At 35.3% G+C, this 23,616-nt stretch carries 22 protein-coding genes; 1 reads left to right on the top strand and 21 read right to left on the bottom strand.

Annotation, left to right across the window (positions count from 1 at the left end; all coding sequences use genetic code 11):
* Position 1 precedes the first annotated feature (1 nt).
* The 14 genes from nuoL to aspS all read right to left on the bottom strand — a co-directional run bounded on the left by nuoL (position 2) and on the right by aspS (position 12,701).
* Positions 2-1,888 (bottom strand): NADH-quinone oxidoreductase subunit L, encoded by a 1,887-nt coding sequence (gene nuoL, locus ACNQF8_RS05230; protein ID WP_417953001.1) that lies wholly within the window; start codon positions 1,886-1,888, stop codon positions 2-4.
* A gap of 6 nt (positions 1,889-1,894) precedes the next feature.
* Positions 1,895-2,215, bottom strand: a complete 321-nt coding sequence (nuoK, locus tag ACNQF8_RS05225; protein ID WP_066079401.1) for an NADH-quinone oxidoreductase subunit NuoK — start codon at positions 2,213-2,215, stop codon at positions 1,895-1,897.
* Position 2,216: 1 nt separating this feature from the next.
* Complete coding sequence (locus tag ACNQF8_RS05220) at positions 2,217-2,729, bottom strand: NADH-quinone oxidoreductase subunit J family protein (RefSeq protein ID WP_315211016.1); 513 nt, start codon at positions 2,727-2,729, stop codon at positions 2,217-2,219.
* Positions 2,729-3,274: a NuoI/complex I 23 kDa subunit family protein gene (locus ACNQF8_RS05215; RefSeq protein ID WP_315211019.1), complete on the bottom strand. Its 546-nt coding sequence runs from the start codon at positions 3,272-3,274 to the stop codon at positions 2,729-2,731. The genes ACNQF8_RS05220 and ACNQF8_RS05215 overlap by 1 nt, the downstream gene beginning before the upstream one ends.
* Before the next feature lie 116 nt (positions 3,275-3,390).
* Entirely contained in the window at positions 3,391-4,443 is a 1,053-nt protein-coding gene (nuoH, locus tag ACNQF8_RS05210) for an NADH-quinone oxidoreductase subunit NuoH (RefSeq protein WP_417951076.1), read from the bottom strand.
* The gene (locus tag ACNQF8_RS05205; protein ID WP_417951075.1) at positions 4,436-5,485 is read right to left on the bottom strand and encodes an NADH-quinone oxidoreductase subunit G; all 1,050 of its coding nucleotides are present in this window, start codon (positions 5,483-5,485) and stop codon (positions 4,436-4,438) included. Before ACNQF8_RS05205 ends, nuoH begins: the two co-directional genes overlap by 8 nt.
* An 18-nt stretch (positions 5,486-5,503) precedes the next feature.
* On the bottom strand, positions 5,504-6,871 hold the full coding sequence (nuoF, locus tag ACNQF8_RS05200; RefSeq protein ID WP_417953000.1) for an NADH-quinone oxidoreductase subunit NuoF: 1,368 nt from the start codon (positions 6,869-6,871) through the stop codon (positions 5,504-5,506).
* Between the two features lies 1 nt (position 6,872).
* Positions 6,873-7,403 carry a complex I 24 kDa subunit family protein gene (locus tag ACNQF8_RS05195; RefSeq protein WP_196852689.1) on the bottom strand — a complete coding sequence of 177 codons (531 nt, stop codon included), beginning with the start codon at positions 7,401-7,403 and terminating at the stop codon, positions 6,873-6,875.
* Positions 7,404-7,488: 85 nt separating this feature from the next.
* A complete protein-coding gene (locus tag ACNQF8_RS05190) occupies positions 7,489-8,727 on the bottom strand; it encodes an NADH-quinone oxidoreductase subunit D (protein ID WP_315211023.1) in 1,239 nt (412 codons plus the stop codon).
* 35 nt (positions 8,728-8,762) lie between these two features.
* Complete coding sequence (locus ACNQF8_RS05185) at positions 8,763-9,284, bottom strand: NADH-quinone oxidoreductase subunit C (RefSeq protein WP_315211025.1); 522 nt, start codon at positions 9,282-9,284, stop codon at positions 8,763-8,765.
* A 3-nt stretch (positions 9,285-9,287) separates the two neighbouring features.
* A complete protein-coding gene (locus ACNQF8_RS05180; RefSeq protein ID WP_131991280.1) occupies positions 9,288-9,836 on the bottom strand; it encodes an NADH-quinone oxidoreductase subunit B in 549 nt (182 codons plus the stop codon).
* Between the two features lie 127 nt (positions 9,837-9,963).
* Positions 9,964-10,329 (bottom strand): NADH-quinone oxidoreductase subunit A, encoded by a 366-nt coding sequence (locus tag ACNQF8_RS05175; RefSeq protein ID WP_315211028.1) that lies wholly within the window; start codon positions 10,327-10,329, stop codon positions 9,964-9,966.
* A gap of 299 nt (positions 10,330-10,628) precedes the next feature.
* Positions 10,629-10,823, bottom strand: coding sequence for a cold-shock protein (locus ACNQF8_RS05170; protein WP_007137066.1), 195 nt, complete (start codon positions 10,821-10,823; stop codon positions 10,629-10,631).
* Positions 10,824-10,955: 132 nt separating this feature from the next.
* On the bottom strand, positions 10,956-12,701 hold the full coding sequence (aspS, locus tag ACNQF8_RS05165) for an aspartate--tRNA ligase (RefSeq protein ID WP_417952999.1): 1,746 nt from the start codon (positions 12,699-12,701) through the stop codon (positions 10,956-10,958).
* A 228-nt stretch (positions 12,702-12,929) separates the two neighbouring features.
* Here aspS and ACNQF8_RS05160 point away from each other — a divergent pair, with 228 nt between their 5' ends.
* Complete coding sequence (locus ACNQF8_RS05160; RefSeq protein WP_315205195.1) at positions 12,930-13,277, top strand: toxin-antitoxin system YwqK family antitoxin; 348 nt, start codon at positions 12,930-12,932, stop codon at positions 13,275-13,277.
* 371 nt (positions 13,278-13,648) lie between these two features.
* Here ACNQF8_RS05160 and ACNQF8_RS05155 read toward each other — a convergent pair whose 3' ends face one another.
* The 7 genes from ACNQF8_RS05155 to ACNQF8_RS05125 all read right to left on the bottom strand — a co-directional run bounded on the left by ACNQF8_RS05155 (position 13,649) and on the right by ACNQF8_RS05125 (position 23,590).
* Positions 13,649-15,334: a sodium/sugar symporter gene (locus ACNQF8_RS05155; protein ID WP_315205197.1), complete on the bottom strand. Its 1,686-nt coding sequence runs from the start codon at positions 15,332-15,334 to the stop codon at positions 13,649-13,651.
* A gap of 358 nt (positions 15,335-15,692) precedes the next feature.
* Complete coding sequence (gene galE / locus ACNQF8_RS05150) at positions 15,693-16,712, bottom strand: UDP-glucose 4-epimerase GalE (protein WP_417951072.1); 1,020 nt, start codon at positions 16,710-16,712, stop codon at positions 15,693-15,695.
* Positions 16,709-17,761: a UDP-glucose--hexose-1-phosphate uridylyltransferase gene (locus ACNQF8_RS05145; RefSeq protein ID WP_417951071.1), complete on the bottom strand. Its 1,053-nt coding sequence runs from the start codon at positions 17,759-17,761 to the stop codon at positions 16,709-16,711. The genes galE and ACNQF8_RS05145 overlap by 4 nt, the downstream gene beginning before the upstream one ends.
* A gap of 1 nt (position 17,762) precedes the next feature.
* Positions 17,763-18,932, bottom strand: coding sequence for a galactokinase (gene galK, locus ACNQF8_RS05140; RefSeq protein ID WP_417951070.1), 1,170 nt, complete (start codon positions 18,930-18,932; stop codon positions 17,763-17,765).
* Between the two features lie 96 nt (positions 18,933-19,028).
* A complete protein-coding gene (locus tag ACNQF8_RS05135) occupies positions 19,029-21,455 on the bottom strand; it encodes a glycoside hydrolase family 2 TIM barrel-domain containing protein (RefSeq protein ID WP_417952998.1) in 2,427 nt (808 codons plus the stop codon).
* 34 nt (positions 21,456-21,489) lie between these two features.
* On the bottom strand, positions 21,490-22,536 hold the full coding sequence (locus ACNQF8_RS05130; protein WP_417951068.1) for a glycoside hydrolase family 53 protein: 1,047 nt from the start codon (positions 22,534-22,536) through the stop codon (positions 21,490-21,492).
* Between the two features lies 1 nt (position 22,537).
* Complete coding sequence (locus ACNQF8_RS05125; protein ID WP_417951067.1) at positions 22,538-23,590, bottom strand: aldose epimerase family protein; 1,053 nt, start codon at positions 23,588-23,590, stop codon at positions 22,538-22,540.
* Positions 23,591-23,616 lie beyond the last annotated feature (26 nt).

The raw sequence follows: 23,616 nt of genomic DNA, 5'->3' as shown, positions 1-23,616 counted from the left end.
ATTATTGTTGAGCTAAAAATAAATAAGAAACAATGGCACAAAGCCCTAATACGAAAACAAAAAGATAAAGACCAATGCTTCCATTTTGTATTTTCTTTCCTTGGTAACTTATTTCGTTGGTAACTTTTCCGAATCCAAAAACTAAAGCTGACAAACCAGTTTCTACAGTGTCCCTGAAAAAACGAGACAAGAAATTAATTGGTTTAACAAAAATAGCGTCATAAAATTCATCAACATAATATTTATTGTAAAGCACTTTAGAAAATCCTGTAATAGCAGCATCTTCTGTTGGAACTGTATTTTGTTTGATGTATTTGGCGTATGCAATACCAATTCCTACTAATCCACCCACAACAGCAATAGCCATCAAGATATATTCAGTAGTTCCTAAATGGTGTTCAGCGGTTGCTAATTTTGGTAAAATTGGAATCAAATAATGATTCAACCAACTGTTTCCAGGCAAACTAATCATACCACCGATGGTAGCCAAAATTGCTAAAACAATCAAAGGAATGGTAATCAAAGAAGGACTCTCGTGCAAATGGTGTTTTTGTTCTGCGGTTCCTCTAAATTCTTGGAAGAACGTTAAAAACATTAAACGGAACATATAAAAAGCAGTCATTATAGAGGCAACCGAAGCCACAACCCATAACGGAATATTATGATGGAAAGCCACTAATAAGATTTCGTCTTTCGAGAAAAATCCTGAGAATAATGGAACTCCAGAAATTGCTAAAGAAGCAATCAACATCGTTGCAAAAGTAATTGGCATAGCTTTTTTCAAACCCCCCATATTTCGCATGTCTTGTTCTCCGTGCAAAGCATGAATAACAGAACCTGAACCCAAAAACAAACAAGCTTTGAAGAAAGCGTGCGTGATTACGTGGAAAACAGCCACTTCATAAGCGCCTAAACCTAAAGCCAAAAACATTAATCCCAATTGAGAAACGGTAGAATAAGCCAAAACTTTCTTGATATCATTTTGAACCAATCCAATTGTTGCGGCTACCAAAGCAGTAACAGCTCCAACAATTGCAATTATCGATTGTACATCTGGAGTCAAATCAAACAAGAAATTCAGTCTTGTAATCATAAAAATTCCTGCAGTTACCATCGTAGCCGCGTGAATTAATGCTGAAACTGGTGTTGGACCTGCCATCGCATCTGGTAACCAAGTGTACAATGGTATTTGTGCTGATTTACCACAAGCTCCAATAAATAAAGCGAAAGCAGCAACAGACAGCCAATACATATCAAGATTTGTTGAACTAGCAATAGCCGTTTTTAAAGTAGCATAATCTAAAGTTGAGAATAAATTCCCAAGAATAAAAATTCCAACTAACAACCCTAAATCACCAATACGGTTCATTATGAATGCTTTCTTAGCTGCATCATTGTACTCTTGGTTTTTATGCCAAAATCCAATTAACAAATACGAACAAAGACCTACGCCTTCCCATCCGATGAACAATACTAATAAGTTACTTCCTATTACTAATGTAATCATAAAGAATATAAACAGATTCAAATACGCGAAAAACTTGTGCATATTTTCATCATCGTGCATGTAACTGATGGAATACAAATGAATCAAAGACCCAATTCCAGTTACGAAAAGCAACCATAAAATAGACAATTGGTCCAATTGAAATCCAAAATCAACATTGAAATTACTGATTTGAATCCAGTCAAAAAGTGAAATACGAATTCCTTCCGGTTGCGCTGCAATTCCACCAAAGAAATAAGCAGTTGCAATAAAAGAAACCAAAACCGAAAGCGTTCCGATTATTCCAGAAAGGGATTTTCCAAGGCTTTTGCCAAAGAAAACATTGATTAAAAATCCTAAAAAAGGAGCGAGAACTAAAACTAAAGCTATATTGGTATTCATTTCCATTTATCCTTTTAAGTTTTTTAAATTATCGATAGTAATTGAACCTAAATTTCTAAAGATAGAAACTAGAATTGCCAATCCTACCGCAACTTCTGCCGCAGCAACAGCCATCGAAAAGAACACAAAAACTTGTCCTTGCGCATCTTGATGATAGGTTGAAAATGCTACAAACAATAAGTTTACTGCATTCAGCATAATTTCAATTGACATAAATACGATAATGGCATTTCGTCTGTACAACACTCCAAAAACGCCAATACAAAAAAGTATTACGCTTAGGAATATATAATTTTCAATACCAATGTGGTTTAAAATATTGTTCATCTTATTTTTGCAATTTTTCTTTTTTAGACAATAACACAGTTCCAATCATAGCAACCAAAAGTAATATAGAAGCAAATTCAAATGGAACCATATATTCATTCAGCAGGATTTTACCCAATACTTTTATAGACTGATAATCTTCGCCGGTAGTTACGTATTCTCCAACAATAGGTTTTGAGTTGACGAAAATAGCTATCAAAACCAAACAGATTAAACAGAAAGAAACAATAGCTCCTAATCGCGTAATTCTAGGTCGGTGCACTTCTCTTTCCTCATTTAAATTCATCAACATGATGGTGAATAAAAACAAAATCATAATCGCTCCAGAATAGACAATAATATGAACTATCGCCAAGAATTGAGAATTCAATAATAGATAATGACCTGCAATCGAAAAGAAACAAATCACTAAATAAATAGCGCTGTGAATCGGATTTTTGCTAAAAATTGTCAAAAATGCGGTTGCTAATGTGATAGCAGCCAATACACAAAAAATTATAAGTATCGTAGACATTAGTTAGCGTTTTTAAGTTGAGCGTTTTTCATTGCCATTTCAAGCGGCATGACCAATTTGTCTTTTCCAAAGATAAAATCTTCTCTTTCATAACTGGAAGGAACCAAAACTTTAGAAGTCGTCAAGTAAATTGCATCTTTCGGACAAGCCTCTTCACACAATCCACAAAAAATACAACGCAACATATTGATTTCATAAATCGATGCATATTTCTCTTCTCTGTACAAATGTTTTTCGTCAGCTTTGCGTTCTTCAGCCTTCATCGTAATCGCTTCCGCAGGACAAGACAAAGCACATAAACCACAAGCCGTACAGTTTTCACGACCTTGCTCATCACGCTTTAACATGTGCTGACCGCGATACACCGGACTCATTTCACGTACTTGTTCCGGATATTGAATCGTTACTTTTCTGGTGAACAAATGCTGAATCGTAATTATCAAACCTTTGACAATCGCAACAAGATACATTCTTTCCCAAAAAGTCATCTCCTTGTTAGAGACTTGCTTTTTTCTTCCCGATAAGGATATACTTTCTATTGACATTTTTTATTTTTATTTGAAGCTTAATCCTGCTATTCGTTTCAATCTTTATTGTTTTTTAAAGAAAAAACAATAAAGGATTTCCACTACTATCAGGGCTAGGGCTTTTTCGGTACTAATTAAAATCCTAAATAAGCAGCAATTTCTGCTCGCAAAATTACAATTCCGGTAATTATAATATTAATGATAGACAATGGAATTAATATTCTCCAACCCAAATGCATCAATTGGTCATATCTGAATCTTGGAATAGTCCAACGAACCCACATATAGAAAAAGATGAATCCACACAATTTGATAAACAAAGCACCAAATCCTAAAATGTTGGCAATATTTACACCCCAATTTTCAACAACCCAACTCATTCCAGGATAATTATATCCTCCAAAGAATAAAACCGCTAAAATCGTAGAAGAGATAAACATATTCGCATATTCAGCAAATAAATAGAATCCCATTTTCATTGAAGAATATTCGGTATGGTAACCTCCAATTAATTCACTTTCGCATTCCGCTAAGTCAAAAGGAGTTCTATTGGTTTCTGCAAAAGCACAAATTAAAAATATAATAAAAGATAAAGGTTGGTAAAATACATTCCAGTTCATACCTGCTTGTTGCGCCGAAATTTCTCTTAAACTCAACGTTCCGGTCATCATCAACAAAGCAATCATCGAAAGTCCCATAGCAACTTCATAAGATACCATTTGCGAAGCAGCACGAACTGCACCCATCAAAGAGAACTTATTATTAGATGCCCAACCACCAATCATGATTCCGTAAACACCCACTGAAACAACTCCAAAAAAGTATAACAACCCAATGTTTAAATCAGTCGCCTGCAATAAAATATCTCTTCCAAACAAATGCAATCTGTCTCCCCAAGGAATTACGGCACTCGTCATTAAAGCAGTACTCATGGCAATTGCAGGACCTACAAAAAACAAAAATCTGTTTGGTGTATTTGGTTCAAATTCTTCTTTAGAAAATAATTTCAAACCATCAGCAAGCGGTTGAAATAATCCAAAAGGACCGGCTCTGTTTGGTCCAACACGATCTTGAAGCCAAGCGGCAACTTTACGTTCAGCCCATGTGGAATACATTGCCATCAACATTGTCAAAGCAAAAACTGCAACAATAATGACACTTTTTTCTATGATAAATACATTATCCATTATTACCCAAGTTTTTTTGATTAATAATGTCTTCTTCGGTCAATGGAATTTCGACCATGCTTATTTTCTTACGGTCTACTTCTCTACCTAAAAGGATATTTTCTTCAGTAGCGATTTCAACTTTTTGTAATTTTCTGTTGTATTTATTTTGATTGATAACCGAATCTTTTTCGAATGCTCTTGGTCCTTCAATAGTCCAATCAGCAATGTCTTTGTGGTCAAAACGACATCCATTACAAATAAATTCGTCCACTTCATGGTACTCATCTTTTCTTCCAGTAACACGTTGGATTTCGTCACCAAACATCCAAACGGTAGTTTTTCCAGAACAAGTAGGGCAATTTCTGTGTGCATTATAAGGTTTGCTGAACCATACTCTAGATTTAAATCTAAATGTCTTATCAGTCAATGCGCCTACCGGACAAACATCAATCATATTTCCGGAGAATTCATTATCAACTGCTTTAGAAATACAAGTTGATATATTAGAATGATCTCCTCTATCCATTACTCCGTGAACACGATCGTCAGTCAACTGATCTGCAACCATTACGCAACGGTAACAAAGGATACAACGGTTCATGTGCAATTGAATATTTGGACCAATATTTTCTGGCTCAAAAGTTCTTTTTTCTTCGATAAAACGAGTTTCTGATTTCCCGTGCTCAAAGCTTAAATTTTGCAAATCACATTCTCCTGCCTGATCACAAACCGGACAATCTAATGGGTGATTGATCAATAAAAACTCTGTTACAGATTTTCTGGCTTCGGTTACTCTCGGTGAAGATTTGCTGTTCACTTCCATTCCGTCCATACAACCGGTTACACAAGATGCCATTAATTTAGGCATTGGTCTTGGGTCGGCTTCACTTCCTTTGGAAACTTCAACTAAACAACAACGGCATTTTCCACCGCTACCTTTTAGTTTAGAATAATAGCACATCGCTGGCGGAACTACTTCTCCACCTATCATACGTGCTGCCTGCAGGATTGTTGTTCCTGGTTCTACTTCTATGCTTTGACCGTCTATGGTTACTTTCATTTTCTGAAATTCTTGACTTTATACGATTACTTTAGAAACTAAATGCTTTACTTTTTCAAAAGGTTCAGCAACAAAATGATCTCTATGTTTTATTTTTTCTGGGAAACGAATATGGTATTCAAACTCCTCTCTAAAGTGACGAATTGCTGCTGCTACTGGCCAAGCTGCCGCGTCACCTAATGGACAAATGGTATTTCCTTCAATTTTACTTTGAATGCTCAATAGCAAATCGATATCTTCTTCACGACCGTAACCGTTTTCGATTCGGTGCAATACTTTTTCCATCCATCCTGTACCTTCACGACAAGGAGAACATTGTCCACAGCTCTCATGGTGATAAAAACGAGAGAAATTCCAAGTATTACGAACAATACAAGATGTATCATTGTAAACAATAAATCCACCTGATCCTAACATAGAACCAGTTGCAAACCCACCGTCACTTAACGATTCGTATGACATCAAACGATCTTCACCGTTTGCCGTTTTGTAAATTAAATGTGCAGGTAAAACGGGAACAGAACTTCCTCCCGGTACAAAAGCTTTCAAAGGTCTGTCAGAACTCATTCCGCCTAAATATTCATCTGAATTCATGAATTCGTAAACACTTAAACCCAATTCAATTTCATAAACACCAGGATTTTTGATATGCCCTGAAGCCGAAATTAACTTAGTTCCTGTAGAACGTCCAATACCAATTTTAGCATATTCTGCACCTGTATTATTGATAATCCAAGGTACAGCGGCGATTGTTTCTACATTATTTACAACCGTTGGATTTGCCCAAAGTCCTGAAATTGCAGGAAATGGTGGTTTGATACGAGGATTCCCTCTTTTACCTTCCAAGGATTCAATTAATGCAGTTTCTTCACCACAAATGTAAGCTCCGGCACCACAATGAACATAAAGTTCTAAATCATACCCTGAACCTAATATATTTTTACCCAAAAATCCAGCAGCTTTTGCTTCGTTAATGGCTCTTTCTAATATTTTATACACCCACATGTATTCTCCACGAATGTAGATGTAGGATAGGTTTGCACCCAATGCATAACTGGAAGTAATCATTCCTTCAATCAATAAATGAGGAATAAATTCCATCAAATAACGATCTTTGAAAGTTCCCGGTTCTGATTCATCCGCATTACAAACTAAATGTCTTGGTTTTCCTGATTTTTTATCAATAAAACTCCATTTCATTCCTGCTGGGAAACCTGCGCCACCACGACCACGCAATCCTGAAGTTTTCACTTCTTCAACAACTTCATCTGGTGTTAATGTTTTTAAGGCTTTTTCTACTGAAGCATAACCTCCGTTTTGACGGTACACTTCGTAAGTTTTAATTCCTGGAATATTTATTTTGTCTAATAATATTTTTTGTGACATATTATTTATCGTGTAATATTATTGTATCGTTTTTGCAATCTTCAATTAACTGGTCGATTTTTGCTGCCGTCAAATGTTCTTTGTAAAAATCGCCTAATTGCATCATTGGAGCGTAACCACAAGCACCTAAACATTCAACTCCTCTCACTTCAAAAAGACCGTCTGGAGTAGGTTCCCCCACTTTTACACCTAATTTTTCACAGGTATAATCCATTAAATCTTCAACTCCGTTCAAACAACAAGGAGAAGTTTGACAAAATTCGAACATGTATTTTCCAATTGGTCTTTGGTTGTACATTGTATAAAATGACACTACTTCGTAAACCTCGATTGGCTTGATTAAAAGAATTTCAGCGACTTTATTCATTAATTCAATACTCAACCAATTCTCGTGAGCATCTTGAACTTCATGCAAAACAGGCAATAATGCCGATTTTCTTTTGTCTTCAGGATAATGACTGATTAATTCATTGATGCGGGACATCAATGCTTCGGTCATATTTATTTCTTGTTTGTGATACGTACGTTCCATTTTTTATTATTTCAAATTTTGAATTCTAATTTTCAAATGTTTTTGACTTTCATTCAAAATTCATAATTCATCATTTATAATTTTATTAAGCGTCTAATTCTCCGGCAATAACATTTAAACTTGACAAAATAACAATTGCATCCGATAGTAATGAACCTTTAATCATTTCTGGATACGCTTGATAGTAAATAAAACAAGGTCTACGGAAATGCAATCTATAAGGAGTACGACTTCCGTCAGTTACCAAATAGAAACCTAATTCTCCGTTTCCACCTTCAACAGGATGATAAATTTCAGCAACTGGAACAGGAACTTCACCCATAACAATTTTGAAATGGTAAATTAACGATTCCATACTTGTGTAAACATCTTCTTTTGGAGGAAGGTAATAATCCGGAACATCAGCATGAAAGTCATTTCCTTCCGGCATTTTTGCTAAAGCTTGACGAATGATACTCAAACTCTCCCAAACTTCGGCATTACGAACACAAAAACGATCGTAAGTATCTCCAGATTTTCCAACAGGAATAATAAAATCAAAATCTTCATAAGAAGAATACGGTTGCGCTACACGAACATCATAATCAACACCTGCAGCACGTAAATTTGGACCTGTAAACCCATAAGCCATAGCTTGTTCAGCAGTTATTGCTCCAACATTTACAGTTCTATCAATAAAAATTCTATTTCTTTCAAATAAATTTTCAAATTCTTTCCAAGCTGCCGGAAATTCTTCTAAAAACACATCTAATTTTCTAAAAGCTTCTGGTGACCAATCTCTTTCGAAACCACCAATTCTTCCCATATTAGTTGTTAAACGAGCTCCACAAATTTCTTCGTAGATTTCGTAAACTTTTTCTCTAAATTGGAACACATATAAAAATCCGGTATACGCTCCGGTATCCACACCAAGGATTGAATTACAGATGATATGATCCGTGATTCTTGCCAGTTCCATTACAATAACTCTTAAATATTGCGCTCTTTTAGGAACTTCAATATCCAATAATTTTTCTAATGTCATCCACCATCCCATATTGTTTATAGGTGATGAACAATAGTTCATTCTATCAGTAAGAGGGGTGATTTGGTAAAAAGGACGATTTTCAGCGATTTTCTCGAAAGCTCTGTGAATGTAACCAATGGTTGGTTCCGCTTCCAGAATTCTTTCTCCATCCATCAACAGGATATTTTGAAAAATACCGTGTGTAGCCGGGTGAGTTGGCCCTAAATTCAGGATCGAAAGCTCGCTTCCGTCTTCATTTAGTTGGGCTGCAATTCTTTTAGCATAGCGATGCTCTGGTGGTAATAATAGTTCTGACATTTATTTAATGTGAAAAATTATAATAGTGAGTATTTTTAATAATTATCGGTTGTTCTTCCGAAGAAACGGTCATCTTTATCTGTTCTTCCGCTATCTTCCATTGGAAATTCTTTTCGCATTGGAAAAGAAATCATTTCATCCATATTCAAAATACGTTTCAATTGTGGATGACCAATGAAGTTTATCCCATAAAAATCATACGTTTCTCTTTCCATCCAGTTAGAACTTAAGAAAATGTTTGATATCGTTTTTATTTCTGGGTTTTCACCGTTGATAAATGCCTTAATTTTAATTCTTTTGTTTTCGTACCAATTGTGTAAATGGTACACAACTGCAAATTGATGATCAACATCATTGTCAGGATAGTGAATCCCACACAAATCAGTTAAAAAATGAAAACGTAATATTGGATCATTTTTCAAAAAAAGAATCACCGCCGTAATTTTATCGGCAGCGACTTCAAATGAAAATATATCTCTTTCCTGATTGAATTCAAAAACAGCTGAATCAAATGTTTCAACTAATTTTTCTTGGATTTGTATCGTTTCTAGCGCCATTATTTATTTGATGTTATAAGAAGCTAATAATTCTTGGTATTCTGGAGAACTTCTTCTTCTTACCGATTCCGTTTTAACCAATTCTTGCAATTTCATAACTCCATCCACAATTTGTTCTGGTCTTGGCGGACAACCCGGAACATAAACATCAACCGGAATTACTTTATCAATCCCTTGCAAAACAGAATAGGTATCAAAAATTCCACCTGAACAAGCACAAGCTCCAACAGCGATAACCCAACGAGGCTCAGACATTTGCTCATAAACCTGACGTAAAATTGGTGCCATTTTTTTTGAAATTGTCCCCATTACCATTAGCATATCCGCTTGACGAGGAGAAAAACTCACTCGCTCAGAACCAAATCGTGCCAAATCATAATGCGAAGCCATTGTTGCCATAAATTCAATTCCACAACAAGATGTTGCAAAAGGCAAAGGCCACAATGAATTTGCACGAGCCAATCCCACAACATCATTCAGTTTGGTAGCGAAGAAACCTTCACCAACAACACCTTCTGGAGGGGCAACCATATTTATATTTGAATCACTCATCTTTGTAAAATTATGAAATATGAATTATGAATTATGAGTTCATAACTTAAACTTTAAAAACATTCTTTTAAAATACTTTAGGAATTGAAATCTTTACAAATCGTTATTTCTAATTCCTAATTAATCTTTATTCCCACTCTAATGCTTTCTTTTTGATGATATAGAAAAAACCCACCAAAAGCAACATCATAAAAATTATCATCTTTACCATCCCTTCCATTCCCAACTCCTTGAAGTTAATTGCCCATGGATACAAGAAAATCACCTCAACATCAAACAAAACAAACAAGATAGCCACAAGGAAATATTTTACCGAAAATGGAATTCTCGCATTCCCTACGGATTCAATCCCACATTCAAAGTTCTTATCTTTGATTTCAGAAGATCTTTTAGGACCTAATTTTCCTGAAACCAATATAGTTCCTACAACAAATCCTACAGCTAGGATAAACTGCATTAAAATTGGTATATAATTTAATTGATCGGATTGCATATTATCAGTTTTTTTGAATAAAAATAAGCCACAAAGATAACTTTCAAATTATTAAATAACAATAAAAACTCAAAAATACATCGCAACTACAACGTTGTAAATTTACAATTTTTATTAATTATAAATAAGAAAAGATTTTTATCTTAAGATGTGTTTAACGTTTAATAAATTTAACAATCCTAAAAAGAAGGTTCATTTATTCCGAAAATGAGAAAAATTTTGAATAAAAAAAAACGTTCCGAAATAAATCGGAACGTTTTTTAAACATTCGTAGGCAAAAAAAATTAATTTTTTTATGCTTAGATCACTGCTACTTTCGCAGCAACTTTCCCTTTTCTTCCTTCTTCTTCTTCATAGCTAACTCTGTCACCTTCGCGTAATTCTTCCGCGTTGATTCCTGATGCATGAACAAAAATGTCTTTTCCTGTTTCTTCGTCTGTAATGAATCCGTAACCTTTAGATTCATTGAAAAATTTAACTGTACCTGTACGCATTGTAATAGTAATAATAATTTATAATGGAGCAAATGTAATATTTAATATAATACGAAAGACATTCTTCTCTTTTTATTTTGTAAAAATATTGATATTCAACGTTTTCTAACAAATTTAAACGACAATGTACAACTACGCCAATTTAATATGCAACTCTTTTAATTGTGAATCATCAATAGAGGACGGAGCATCAATCATGACATCTCTTCCAGAATTATTTTTTGGAAAAGCAATAAAGTCGCGAATTGTTTCCTGACCACCAAGAATTGCCACTAATCTATCCAATCCAAAAGCCAAACCTCCGTGTGGTGGCGCACCAAACTGGAAAGCATCCATTAAGAATCCGAATTGAGCCTTCGCCTCTTCTTCGGTGAAACCTAAATATTTAAACATCAATTGTTGTGTCGCTTTATCGTGAATACGAATCGACCCGCCTCCAATTTCATTTCCATTCAAAACCATATCATACGCATTAGCACGAACTTTTCCTGGATTCGTTTCCAATAAGTGCATATCTTCCGGCTTAGGAGATGTAAAAGGGTGATGCATCGCATGATAACGACCACTTTCTTCATCGAATTCCAATAATGGAAAATCAACTACCCAAAGCGGCGCGAATTCAGCTGGGTTCCTCAACCCTAATCGTGTTGCTAATTCCATACGCAATGCACTTAATTGTCCACGAGTTTTATCGGCTGGACCAGAAAGCACAAAAATCATGTCTCCTGCTTTTGCACCGGTAATTTTTGCCCATTGGGTTAAATCGTCTTGGTCGTAGAATTTATCTACCGATGATTTATAAGTTCCGTCTTCATTGCATTTTACATACACCATTCCTGAGGCACCTACTTGAGGACGCTTCACCCAGTCAATTAATCCATCAATTTCCTTACGAGTATAGCTTCCAACTCCTGGAACTGCAATTCCTACCACCAATTCGGCAGCATTAAAAACTGGAAATTCTTTGTGTTGTGTTACTTCGTTTAATTCCCCAAACTCCATTCCGAAACGGATGTCCGGTTTGTCATTCCCGTATGTTTTCATGGCATATTCATAGGTAATTCTTGGAAATTTTTCTACTTCAATACCTTTTATTTCTTTTAATAAATGCCTTGTCAATCCTTCAAAAACATTCAAAATATCTTCTTGCTCCACAAAAGCCATTTCGCAATCGATTTGTGTAAATTCCGGTTGTCTATCTGCGCGTAAATCTTCGTCACGGAAACATTTCACAATTTGGAAATATTTATCCATTCCACCTACCATCAATAATTGCTTGAAAGTTTGTGGTGATTGTGGTAATGCATAAAACTGCCCTTCATTCATTCGAGAAGGCACAACAAAATCTCTGGCTCCTTCTGGAGTGGATTTAATCAAATACGGAGTTTCTACTTCACAAAAGTCTAAATCTGAAAGGTATTTACGAACTTCCATCGCTACTTTATGACGAAACATCAAACTGTTTTTCACCGGATTTCTTCGGATGTCCAGGTAACGGTATTTCATTCTGATGTCTTCTCCACCATCCGTTTCATCTTCAATTGTAAAAGGAGGCGTAAGAGATGCGTTAAGAATAGTAAGTTGAGTAACTAAAATTTCAATCTCACCAGTTGATATATTTTTATTTTTAGCTTCACGCTCAATAACAGTTCCTTTTACCTGAATCACAAATTCACGACCAAGAGTTTTAGCCAATTCAAAAACTGATTTTTCTGAACGGCCTTCGTCGAAAATCAATTGCGTAATCCCATAACGATCTCGTAAATCAACCCAGTTCATAAATCCCTTATCACGCGACTTTTGAACCCATCCCGCAAGTGTAACTTCTGTATTAATATGTGAGGCGTTCAACTCGCCACAGTTATGACTTCTATACATTATTCTAATTTTAGATTGTTTTGCCCTTTAGGCTCGAGTGCAAATTTAGGACTAATTATGAATAATGAATTGAGAAATACCATTTTTTAGTGTTAGATTTTTACTGAAAATTTTATTCCCAATGTTAAATTTTACTCCAATGTTACTAAATTGTTAACTTAAAGTTTTTTTATTGTAAAATGTTTTATATATTTGTTAAGCTAATATGAATTTAAAAACCCAAACGCCATGAAAAAATATATAATCTTAACTGCATTAATCTTCACAGGAATAGCATTTGCTCAAGAGAATGATCCAAAATTAGAAGCTGTAGGTGAATTAGTAAAAACAACTTACTACTTTGAAAATGGAAAAGTACAACAAGAAGGTTTCTTCAAAAACGGAAAACTAGACGGAGTTTGGACTTCATATGATACTAATGGTAACAGATTATCTGTTGCTAATTATGAAAATGGAGAAAAAGCTGGAAAATGGCTTTTTTGGAATGGTAAAAATTTAAACGAAGTAGACTATTCTAATAGCAGAATTGCTTCTGTAAAAACTTGGAAACAAGATGCATTGGTTATCAGAGACTAATAAAGCACCTATCAAAATACAAAAAAAGCTTCCGGAATTAATGGAAGCTTTTTTTGTGTCTAGTATTCGCTAAAAAACAACAAATAATATTGTTTCAATCATCTTGTTAAAATATCACGAAACAAAGCTACCGATCACATAAACATCCAAAATCAGAAGATTAATACGCGCTTCTTCTGTTATTTAAATTGTCTCACCGAGCTTTATTTACTTTAAATGATTCAGAGATTCTTTTATAAATTCTATTGCTACTTACTACAAATGTATATAAAATCAAATGCCGTTTAGTTAAGTTTATTTGGGATTCCCAACTGAGCTTAACTAAACGACGATGATGTTATTCTTGTATACTGAAATTAGTCGTTATAATACTACCAGAACTTAGCGTACAAAGCAAAAATAATCAATAATGTAATCACGATTAATACTGTTGTTTGTGGTTTTACCTTAAACATTTCAGAATCTAATTCAAAAGCTTTTGGATTCACTTTTGGTCCAGCAAAACTCACTGCAATCATGATAAGCATGGTAAACATAAATGACAATCCCATACAGATGTGGAATGGTATTTCATATCCGCCTTTTCCATTGGTGTAAGCCGTATAAAGTAATGTTTCTGTTCCAAATAATGCCGGTGCAAATTCATTAAACAAAACCGACAATAAGAACCCGGAAATTACCCCTATTATTGCAGCAGTACCAGTAGTTCTTTTCCAGAACATACCAAGGAAAAACATAGCAAAAACTCCAGGACTAATAAAACCTGTATATTTTTGGATATAAGTAAATCCACCTACACCACCAATTCCTAATATATCATTCCAAGTAAACAAAACAGCAAGAAGCATCGCTGCAAAAACAGCATATCTTCCAATATTTACCTGGCTTCTGTCACTTGCATCTTTTTGAATGTATTTTTTATGCACATCTAAGGTATAAATAGTAGAAATACTATTGACTTTTCCAGCCAAAGAAGCAACAATAGCAGCCGTTAAAGCAGCCACAGACAACCCTTTCAAACCAGTTGGCAAGAAGGTTAATACCGCAGAATAAGCACCGTCTTTTCCTCCAACTAATTGAGGTAAATGTCCATTTTCATATAAAACATAAGCAGCAATACCTGGTAACATAACAATAAGTGGCATTAATAATTTCAATATACCAGCAAATAAAATACCGGTACGGGCAGTTTGTAAATCGGCACCCAAAGCTCTCTGGGTAATGTATTGGTTACAACCCCAATAGTTAAGATTAATAATCCAGATACCCGCCAAGTAAGACATCATTCCCGGAAAAGTAAGATACTTATTAATATCATTCTGAGAAGAAGTTGCAGTTGGTTCCGGGATAATCATTTTGAAATGCTCGGGAGCTTCTCTCATTAATACCTTGAAACCTGCAATAGCATTTTCTCCAACACCAAAATACTGTCCAACTGTAGTCAAAGCAATGTATGACGTAACCAATCCACCGATAATTAAAACAGCTACCTGAATTACATCCGTATACGCCACTACTTTCATTCCTCCTAAAGAGATAACTAAAGCAAAAACAGCAAGCCCAATCATAATCGCGTGTAAATATTCACCACCGGCTAATCCATTAATAGCAACAGCACCTAAATATAAAATAGAAGTAAGATTTACAAATACATATAAGAACAACCAGAAAACGGCCATAATTAAAGCAGTTGATTCATTATACCTTGTTTTTAAAAATTGAGGCATGGTATAAATCTTGTTCTTCAAATAAACAGGAATAAACCAAACGGCTACAATAATCAATGCAATAGCGGCAATCCACTCATAAGCGGCAACTGCTATTCCTAAAAAGAATCCTTCCCCACTCATTCCAATAAACTGTTCAGCTGAAATATTTGAAGCAATCAAAGAAGCCCCAATAGCCCACCATGTCAATGTTCCCTCAGCAAGGAAATAAGCTTTGGCATCATGTTCGTTTTTCTCACGTTTGCGATAAACGGTATATCCGTAAGTGGATACCACGATAAAATAGATAATAAATACTGCGTAATCAGCAAAAGCAAGGTTCTGGTTCATGAGTAATTTGTTTTTTAGAAGTTAATAGAAATGAATGAAATTGTTGTCTTGTATTATATATTGTTTATGAGTGTAATTATACTATTTTTTTAAACAAATCACACTTAACTTGGCTTAAAACCATACAATTCCATTATAGAATTGATTATAAAATGTGATATGTATTTTAATTTTATTATTTTTTTATGAATTATGAAAGTCAAAAGTAAAATAAAAATATTTATTTTCATCATTTATAAATGTATTTTTTACATTTATAATTATTGTATCAGTTAAATCTTAAAAAAAGAGACCTTAATCTAACATCTACAGCTCACTTTCAAACTGATTTCATAACTAAAACTGATTCCCTAAATTTTTAACGGCTCTTTCTAACCTTCTGCTCCCATTTCCAAGCACTGGCAATCGCTTCTTCAAGTGTTGATTGTGTTTTCCAACCAAGAACTCTATTGGCTTTATCCGTATTGGCATAAACCGAAGTCACATCGCCTTCTCTTCTCGGAACAATGGTATAAGGTAATTTTTGTCCGCTAACTTTCTCGAAAGCGCTAATTACCTCCAGCACTGAACTTCCGGTTCCAGTTCCCAGATTGAAGATTTCTAATTTATCTGAATTCTTTTTGTTCACTAATCTTTGCAAAGCTATAACATGGGCTTTCGCCAAATCAACTACGTGTATATAATCGCGAACGCAGGTTCCATCAACCGTGGGATAATCATTCCCATAAACGGATAATGAAGCACGTAAACCCATTCCTGTTTGAGTGATAAAAGGAACCAAATTCTGTGGTACACCCGTAGGCAATTCCCCAATTTCTACTGATGGATGCGCCCCAATTGGATTAAAATAACGCAACAGAATAGCGTTAATATTACTTACTTTAGCAACATCGGTAATGATTTCTTCGCAAATTTGTTTGGTATTTCCATAAGGAGACATCGCAGGCTGAATTGGTGTCGTTTCAGCAATGGGCATCACTTCGGCTTGACCATAAACGGTACAAGAAGAACTGAAAATAAAATTAGCTTCCGGTTTTTTTTGTAATTCCTGCAGAATATAAACCAGTGAAGCAATATTGTTTTCATAATATAGCAAAGGCTCTTTCACGCTTTCGCCAACTGCTTTTGAGGCTGCAAAATGAATCAATCCAGCCACATCATGATGCTTCTGAAAGAAAGCTTTAACAGCTGCTTTATCTCTTAAATCTATTTGTTCAAAAAGTGGTTTTTTACCTGTAATTCGCTCTATCCCATCCAAAACATCAATGGAAGAATTAGACAAATTATCAATAACAACTACTTCAAAATTCTCGTTCTGCAATTCCACTACGGTATGCGAACCAATAAATCCTAAACCTCCGGTAACAACTATTTTCATAACTTGTTTTTGTAATGTACGTTCGACTGTTCTCTTAAAACGGCAGCACTTTTCTCTGGCGTGATGTCTCTTTGTGATTCGCCCATCATTTCATACCCTACCATAAATTTCTTTACGGTTGCAGAACGCAACAATGGTGGATAAAAATGCATGTGGAAATGCCATTCTGGATGCAATTCTCCATCTGTAGGTGATTGATGAATTCCTGATGAATACGGAAATGACGTTTCAAAAAGATTATCATATTTGGTTGTCAATTGTTTTAAAATAACAGCAAAATCAGTTACTTCCGTTTCTGTGAAATCAGTTATTTTACTCACATTTCGTTTGCTGACAATCATCGTTTCATACGGCCAAATTGCCCAAAAAGGAACCAATGCCACAAAATGATCGTTCTCAACAACAATGCGCTCGTCCAGTTTCATTTCTTCCTTTACATAATCCTGTAAAAGCGTTCTGTTATGTTTGTCAAAATAGGCTTTCAAGTTATTTTGTGTTTTCTCCACTTCGGTTGGCAAAGACGATTGCGCCCATATTTGTCCATGTGGATGCGGATTACTGCAACCCATAACGCTTCCCTTATTTTCGAAAATCTGTACATGGTTAATATAATCTACATTCCCTAAATCTGTGTATTCTTTTTGCCAAGTATGAATGATGTTTTCAATGGCATCTGCCGGCATTTCAGGCAATGTCAAATTGTGTTTTGGCGAAAAGCAAACTACTCTAGAAATTCCTCTTTCTGGTTTTGCTTTAAAAAAAGTCTCATTTATATTTTCTTCAAAAGCAATTTCTTCTTGCTTTAAAGCGGCAAAATCATTTTCAAAAACAAAAGAATTTTCATAATCTGGATTCACCATTCCATTCGCTCGAACATTTCCCGGACACAAGTAACACGTTGGATCATATTCCGGCAATGCTTCCGAAGTTACTGTTTCATTTTGTCCTTGCCAAGGACGTTTTGAACGATGTGGAGAAACCAAAACCCATTCGTTAATTAGCGGATTATAGCGTCTGTGCGGATCTTCATTAATATCAAAATTTTTCATCCTAATTATTATTATAAAGTGATGTTCCGTTTCCGATTTTAACATCGTAAATTTTTAATTCTATCCCAAAAGTCTCTAAGTAAAGTGCAGAAAGCTGCTGTTTAATTCGTTCTTCGTTCCCTTTTTTAATCAGGTTAATGGTGCAACCTCCAAAACCACCACCCATTAATCGGGAACCTACTGCGGCTTCTTCCTTTTTGAGCGTATCCACAATCATATCTAGCTCGGCACAACTTACTTCATAATCTTTAGACAAGCCCTCGTGCGTTTCGAACATTAATTTCCCTAAAACTTCAATCTTTCCATTGTCTAATGCTTCACAGGCAAGTTTTACCCGATTAATCTCTTTTACAACAAAAAGACACCTTTTGAAAACATTTGCACTCATTGCATTTCGTAACCCTAAAACATGTTGTTCGTTACAATCTCTAAAACTAGTTATCTCAGGAAAATTACTTTTTATAATCGCAATACCTTCTTCACATTGCTGCCTTCTCTCATTATAAGCCGATGTCATTAAGGAATGTTTTACATTCGAATCGAATAAAATCAGAGAATAATCATTAAAATCAGCATTATGATATTCATATTCCAATGTCTTGCAATCAATTTTTATGACTTTATTTTCTAAACCCATAACACTCGAAAACTGATCCATTATCCCACAATTGATTCCTACCCAATGCTCCGCACTTTGCCCCATTAAGGCAATATCCACGGGTTTAATTTTCAAATCAAAAAGTTCGTTGATTCCAAATAAAAAGCCACATTCCAATGCCGCCGAAGAAGACAAACCAGAACCCACAGGAATATTACTGCTGAATACACAGTTGAATCCATCAAATTTAAAACCTTTAATTTTCAATTGATTGATAACACCTCGGATGTAATTCGTCCAGACATTATCGGTTAATTCCATTGATTCAGTAACGTCGATTTCAAACGATTCATCAAGGTCAATCGCAATAATTTTCGAGGTATTGGAATTACTTTTTTCGAAAGCAAAACAAATGATTTTGTCAATTGCTGCAGGTAAAACATAACCGTCATTGTAGTCGATATGTTCTCCAATAATATTAATTCTTCCCGGAGACAGCACTATTTTTTTTGGTGCTAAACCAAAACTTTCTTCAAAGAAAGCTGTCGTTTTTTTAATTAATGAATCGTTCATTTTCTTTAAATTACTATTATTTTGAAATTGTTAAAGTATTCGCTTTTAAAGCCGTACTTAATACCTGAACAACTATTTTCTTTTTAAGATTTTTATTTATTTGGCAGCTGCCAAAGTCAATTTACCGCCCTTAAGCCCAGCACCATTTACTTCAAGCTTTATATCACCCGCAGTTGTAGTAGATTTTACGAGGACTACCAACTTTCCGCTAAAAAGTTTCATGGTATCTTTATGAAACATTTCGAGTGAAGTGGCATCGCCATTGCAGGCAGCTCTGTAAGTCCCTGCCCCTGAAACCTTAAATTTTAACTGATTCGTTGCCGTAGGGCAAGGAATTCCATTTTTATCCACTACAGATACGGTTACAAAAGATATATCCTGGCCATCGGCAGTGATTGTTTTCCTGTCCGCGTCTAAAACAATTTGATAAGGCTTTCCGGCAGTACGCACTTCTTCTTCAGCAACAGCTTTTCCATTGTCATCAAAAGCCACCACTTTTACTGTTCCGGGCTCATATTTCACATCCATCCACATCAGGCGGTAGCGATTTTGGGGAGTGTTTTTGTTTTTTGTCTGCACTCCCATGCTTTTACCATTGATAAAAAGCTCAGCGCTATTGTAGCTCGTGTATACAAAAACGGGAGTTGTTTCTCCTTCACGGCCTTCCCAGTTCCAATGTGGTAAGATATGTAGCGTAGATTCCTTTGTATTCCAACGGCTTCGGTATAAATAATAACGGTCTTTAGGTAAACCGGCTAAATCGTTAATTCCAAAATAAGAACTTCGTGACGGCCAGCTTTCATCATAAGGCGTAGGTTCTCCTAAATAATCAAAACCCGTCCAAACAAACTCGCCAATTACCCATGGTTTATCATCTTGAAGCACAAAATCTTCATCAGGCACATTAGACCAGCTGCAGGCTTCCAAATCATAAGAAGAAGACTGAAAATCTTGATATTGTTTATTTTTTTCTTGAACCACAGGGAATTTATAAATCCCTCTGGAACTAACCGTTGAAGCGGTTTCTGAACCTAAAATAAACCCTTGCGGGAATTTTTTATAGGCTTCATCGTATAAATGCACCCGATAATTCAGCCCCGGAATATCAAGCAAAGCACCAAAACCAGATTCAATAGTTGCTTTTACCTGATCCATACCAACTGTTACCGGACGTGTTGGGTCTTCTCTATGAAATAATTCCTGCAACCATTTGGCGCGTTTCACTCCTTCTTCACCCCATTGATCCGGCACTTCATTTCCAGAACTCCACATCACAATAGATGGATGATTTCTTGTTGCCTGAACTAAATTTACGATGTCTTTTTCGGCATAATCCTCAAAAAAACGATGATATCCATTTTCTACTTTTGGCAGAACCCATTCATCAAAACTCTCCGCCAAAAATAGAAATCCCATTTCATCCGCCAATTCAAGCTGCTCAAAAGAAGGCATATTGTGCGAACTACGAATCGCATTGCAACCCATGTCTTTTAATATCTTCATTTGTCTGCGCAACGCGGCTTTATTTACCGCAACTCCAAGAGGGCCAAGATCGTGATGTAAACAAACTCCTTTAAATTTGGTACTCTTTCCATTAAGACTAAAGCCTTTATTGGCCTCGTATTTTATTTCTCGAATTCCAAAACGGGTTGAAATTTCATCTTTCAGTTCTTTTCCTACATACAATTGGGAAACCGCTTTATACAAATAAGGGGTTTCTGGACTCCACAATTTTGGTTTTTCTACTTTTATATTTTGATCAAATTCTTTTCCAAATTGCAAAGTCGACTCCTCTGAACTTAGTTTGTGACCTTCGGCATCAAAAATAGTGGTAACTAAACGTGTATTTTCGCCAGAGACTTTAGTTTTAATGTTGACTTTAGCCAGTTCTTCAGTGATAAAAGGTGTCGTTACAAACTGTCCCCATTGGTCAATACTCTCGTTATTTTTTACAATAACGCTTACATTTCGATATAACCCTGCACCAGGGTACCAGCGGGAAGCAAATTCTTTATTGGTTAGTTTTACTGACAATGTATTGGCTCCTTCTTGTATAAATTGGGAAACATCAAAATAAAAATAACTATAGCCATACGCCCATTCACCCACTTTTTTTCCGTTCAAATACACTTGAGGTTCGCTCATCGCCCCTTCAAAAAGCAGAATTATTTTTTTCCCTTTTAAATCTTTAGGTAAGATAAATATATTGCGGTACCAAGCAGTTCCAATATGGGGCAAAGCACCTGTCCGCCCTGTTTTTTCGGTAGCTACATTTTCCCCGTTTTGAACAATAGCTACCTTTTGAATATCGACATTTTTATCAAAAGGCCCGTAAATTGCCCAGTCATGCGGAACGGTCACAGATTCCCATTTTGAATCATTAAAATTTACTTTAGAAGCCTCTTCAAAATCGCCTTTTTGAAACTTCCAATTGGTATCTAACACTTTAACCTCTCGTGTTTGAGACAAAGCCATTTGCGTAAAAGTGAAACATACAAACAGAACGTGTATTACTTTCTTCATTTTCAAACCTTTTTTTAAATTTTATTACTCCAATTTATTTTTTGAATGCGTCTAGCGCCATTGATGGTTTTCCGTTAGACTGCCAAGCGCTCAGCGAATAACCACTCCAACTTTTTTCTCCCTGTGGTTCCCAATAAATCACACCCAATCCTTTGTTATTTGGTACAGCTTCGACCGCTTTGATTGTTGCTGATAACATTTCATAGGTATTTTGCGCTTTGTCATATTCACCACCAACTTCTACCACCATGACTTCTTTATCGTATCTGGAAGCCATATCATTCAAATTATTGGCTAGATCTGTGATAGTTACTTTATAATCACTTTTTATCCAATACGGATAATACGACATTCCAATTACGTCATATTTCACCGCATTTGCTTTGGCATTATCAAAAAACCATCTGAATTTTGCGTTGTTATTTCCTTCATCAACATGAACAATTACTTTAATCTTGGTATCTACCGCTTTAACAGCATCGTACCCTTTGTTTAATAACTTTGCGAGTTGACTAAAATTTGAAGATTTTCCATCAGGCCATAACATTCCGCCCGGAATTTCATTACCGACTTGTACCCATTCTGGTGTAACTCCTGCTGCTTTCAACATATTTAACACTTCAAAAGTATGAATATAAACATCGTTTTGTAATTCTAAAAAAGTATGATTTACCCACGCAGCCGGTTTAGTTTGTTTCCCCGGATCAGCCCATGAATCACTGTAATGAAAATCAATCATGATGCGCATTCCTAAATTTTTGGCACGAACCGCCATGGTTACGGTTTCGGCAGGACTGCAATGTCCACTGGCTTTATCATTAGACGGATTCACCCAAACCCGAAGACGAATGGTATTGATTCCTCTGTCTTTTAGAAGCTGTAAACAGTCTTTTTGCTTACCGTCTGTGTCATAAAATTTATATCCTGTAGCTTCCATTTGCGGCAACCATCCTATATCGGCTCCTTTGGCAAAAGTAGCAACTGTTGGAATTGACGTCTGATCCACATTCGTTTGAGAAGTACAGGACGTTAAAAACAAAAAAGACAGTGACAACGACAATATGGTTTTGAAATTTTTCATCTTAAAAGGATTGGAATTTATAAATGGTTTTGTGATAATACAATTCATCTTTTTTCAAAACTGAATTTGGAAAATGGTTGTAATTAGGCGCATTTGGAAAATTTTGAGTCTCAAAACAAATACCGCTCAAAGGATGATAATCCGCATTTTCTTTTCCTTTTAGAGCATTAAAACAATTACCCCCAACATAAATATGAACACCAGGTTGATTAGTATAAACTGACATTTTTAAATTATTTTTCTTATTGAAAAGTGAAGCAGCAAATTCATTTTCTTTATTCAAAATAAAGGTATTGTCAATTTTCACAGGACATTTTCTAGGCGTCGTAAAATCAAATGGACAATTTGCTACGTTCAAAAACCTTCCAGTTGGAATGTTTTCGCTGTTAGTTTCTAACAATCTATGCGAATTGACCATTATTTCTTGTTCAGAAACATTGGATTTGTGACCATCAAGATTAAAATAACTGTGATGCGTTAAATTCACAACTGTATCTTCTGTTGTTGATGCAGTGTAATTTATCATTAATTCATTAGCATCAGACAATGTATATGTCAATTCGACGGTTAAATCCCCCGGAAAATTTTCTTCTTGATCAGGACTAAAATAAGCTAACGTTATAGAAGGATTTTTACCATTATTTACATTCTTAACTCTCCAAATTTTTTGACTAAAACCGCTATTCCCTCCATGCAAAGAATGATTCTTATGATTCTTTTTTAAATGAATTGGTTTACCGTTCAATGCAAATTCACTGTCGTTTATTCTTCCTGCAAATCTTCCTATGGTTGCTCCAAAGTATGGCGCACTTTCCAGATCGAATGATTTAATGTAAGCTTCTAAAGTATCAAAACCCAATACGACATCTACAATTTCACCGTTTTTCAGTGGCATTTTCAATGAGGTAATAGTTGCACCATAATTGGTAACTTTAAGTTGCATTCCATTTTTATTAGTTAACTCATAAAGGGAAACCTCTTCACCATCCGATGTAAAACCAAATAATTCCACAGCAGAATTAGCTTTAAAATGTGATATGTGTTTTATTTTCATGGTTTATTTGTTAAATATGAAAACCA

The sequence above is a fragment of the Flavobacterium labens genome (assembly GCF_048286755.1).
Taxonomy (GTDB): domain Bacteria; phylum Bacteroidota; class Bacteroidia; order Flavobacteriales; family Flavobacteriaceae; genus Flavobacterium.
This window is presented reverse-complemented; position numbering and strand designations above follow the sequence as displayed.

Coding starts and splice junctions, on each gene's coding strand:
- nuoL (WP_417953001.1), bottom strand. CDS start 1,888: ATGAATACCAATATAGCTTTAGTTTTAGTTCTCGCTCCTTTTTTAGGA.
- nuoK (WP_066079401.1), bottom strand. CDS start 2,215: ATGAACAATATTTTAAACCACATTGGTATTGAAAATTATATATTCCTA.
- ACNQF8_RS05220 (WP_315211016.1), bottom strand. CDS start 2,729: ATGTCTACGATACTTATAATTTTTTGTGTATTGGCTGCTATCACATTA.
- ACNQF8_RS05215 (WP_315211019.1), bottom strand. CDS start 3,274: ATGTCAATAGAAAGTATATCCTTATCGGGAAGAAAAAAGCAAGTCTCT.
- nuoH (WP_417951076.1), bottom strand. CDS start 4,443: ATGGATAATGTATTTATCATAGAAAAAAGTGTCATTATTGTTGCAGTT.
- ACNQF8_RS05205 (WP_417951075.1), bottom strand. CDS start 5,485: ATGAAAGTAACCATAGACGGTCAAAGCATAGAAGTAGAACCAGGAACA.
- nuoF (WP_417953000.1), bottom strand. CDS start 6,871: ATGTCACAAAAAATATTATTAGACAAAATAAATATTCCAGGAATTAAA.
- ACNQF8_RS05195 (WP_196852689.1), bottom strand. CDS start 7,403: ATGGAACGTACGTATCACAAACAAGAAATAAATATGACCGAAGCATTG.
- ACNQF8_RS05190 (WP_315211023.1), bottom strand. CDS start 8,727: ATGTCAGAACTATTATTACCACCAGAGCATCGCTATGCTAAAAGAATT.
- ACNQF8_RS05185 (WP_315211025.1), bottom strand. CDS start 9,284: ATGGCGCTAGAAACGATACAAATCCAAGAAAAATTAGTTGAAACATTT.
- ACNQF8_RS05180 (WP_131991280.1), bottom strand. CDS start 9,836: ATGAGTGATTCAAATATAAATATGGTTGCCCCTCCAGAAGGTGTTGTT.
- ACNQF8_RS05175 (WP_315211028.1), bottom strand. CDS start 10,329: ATGCAATCCGATCAATTAAATTATATACCAATTTTAATGCAGTTTATC.
- ACNQF8_RS05170 (WP_007137066.1), bottom strand. CDS start 10,823: ATGCGTACAGGTACAGTTAAATTTTTCAATGAATCTAAAGGTTACGGA.
- aspS (WP_417952999.1), bottom strand. CDS start 12,701: ATGTATAGAAGTCATAACTGTGGCGAGTTGAACGCCTCACATATTAAT.
- ACNQF8_RS05160 (WP_315205195.1), top strand. CDS start 12,930: ATGAAAAAATATATAATCTTAACTGCATTAATCTTCACAGGAATAGCA.
- ACNQF8_RS05155 (WP_315205197.1), bottom strand. CDS start 15,334: ATGAACCAGAACCTTGCTTTTGCTGATTACGCAGTATTTATTATCTAT.
- galE (WP_417951072.1), bottom strand. CDS start 16,712: ATGAAAATAGTTGTTACCGGAGGTTTAGGATTTATTGGTTCGCATACC.
- ACNQF8_RS05145 (WP_417951071.1), bottom strand. CDS start 17,761: ATGAAAAATTTTGATATTAATGAAGATCCGCACAGACGCTATAATCCG.
- galK (WP_417951070.1), bottom strand. CDS start 18,932: ATGAACGATTCATTAATTAAAAAAACGACAGCTTTCTTTGAAGAAAGT.
- ACNQF8_RS05135 (WP_417952998.1), bottom strand. CDS start 21,455: ATGAAGAAAGTAATACACGTTCTGTTTGTATGTTTCACTTTTACGCAA.
- ACNQF8_RS05130 (WP_417951068.1), bottom strand. CDS start 22,536: ATGAAAAATTTCAAAACCATATTGTCGTTGTCACTGTCTTTTTTGTTT.
- ACNQF8_RS05125 (WP_417951067.1), bottom strand. CDS start 23,590: ATGAAAATAAAACACATATCACATTTTAAAGCTAATTCTGCTGTGGAA.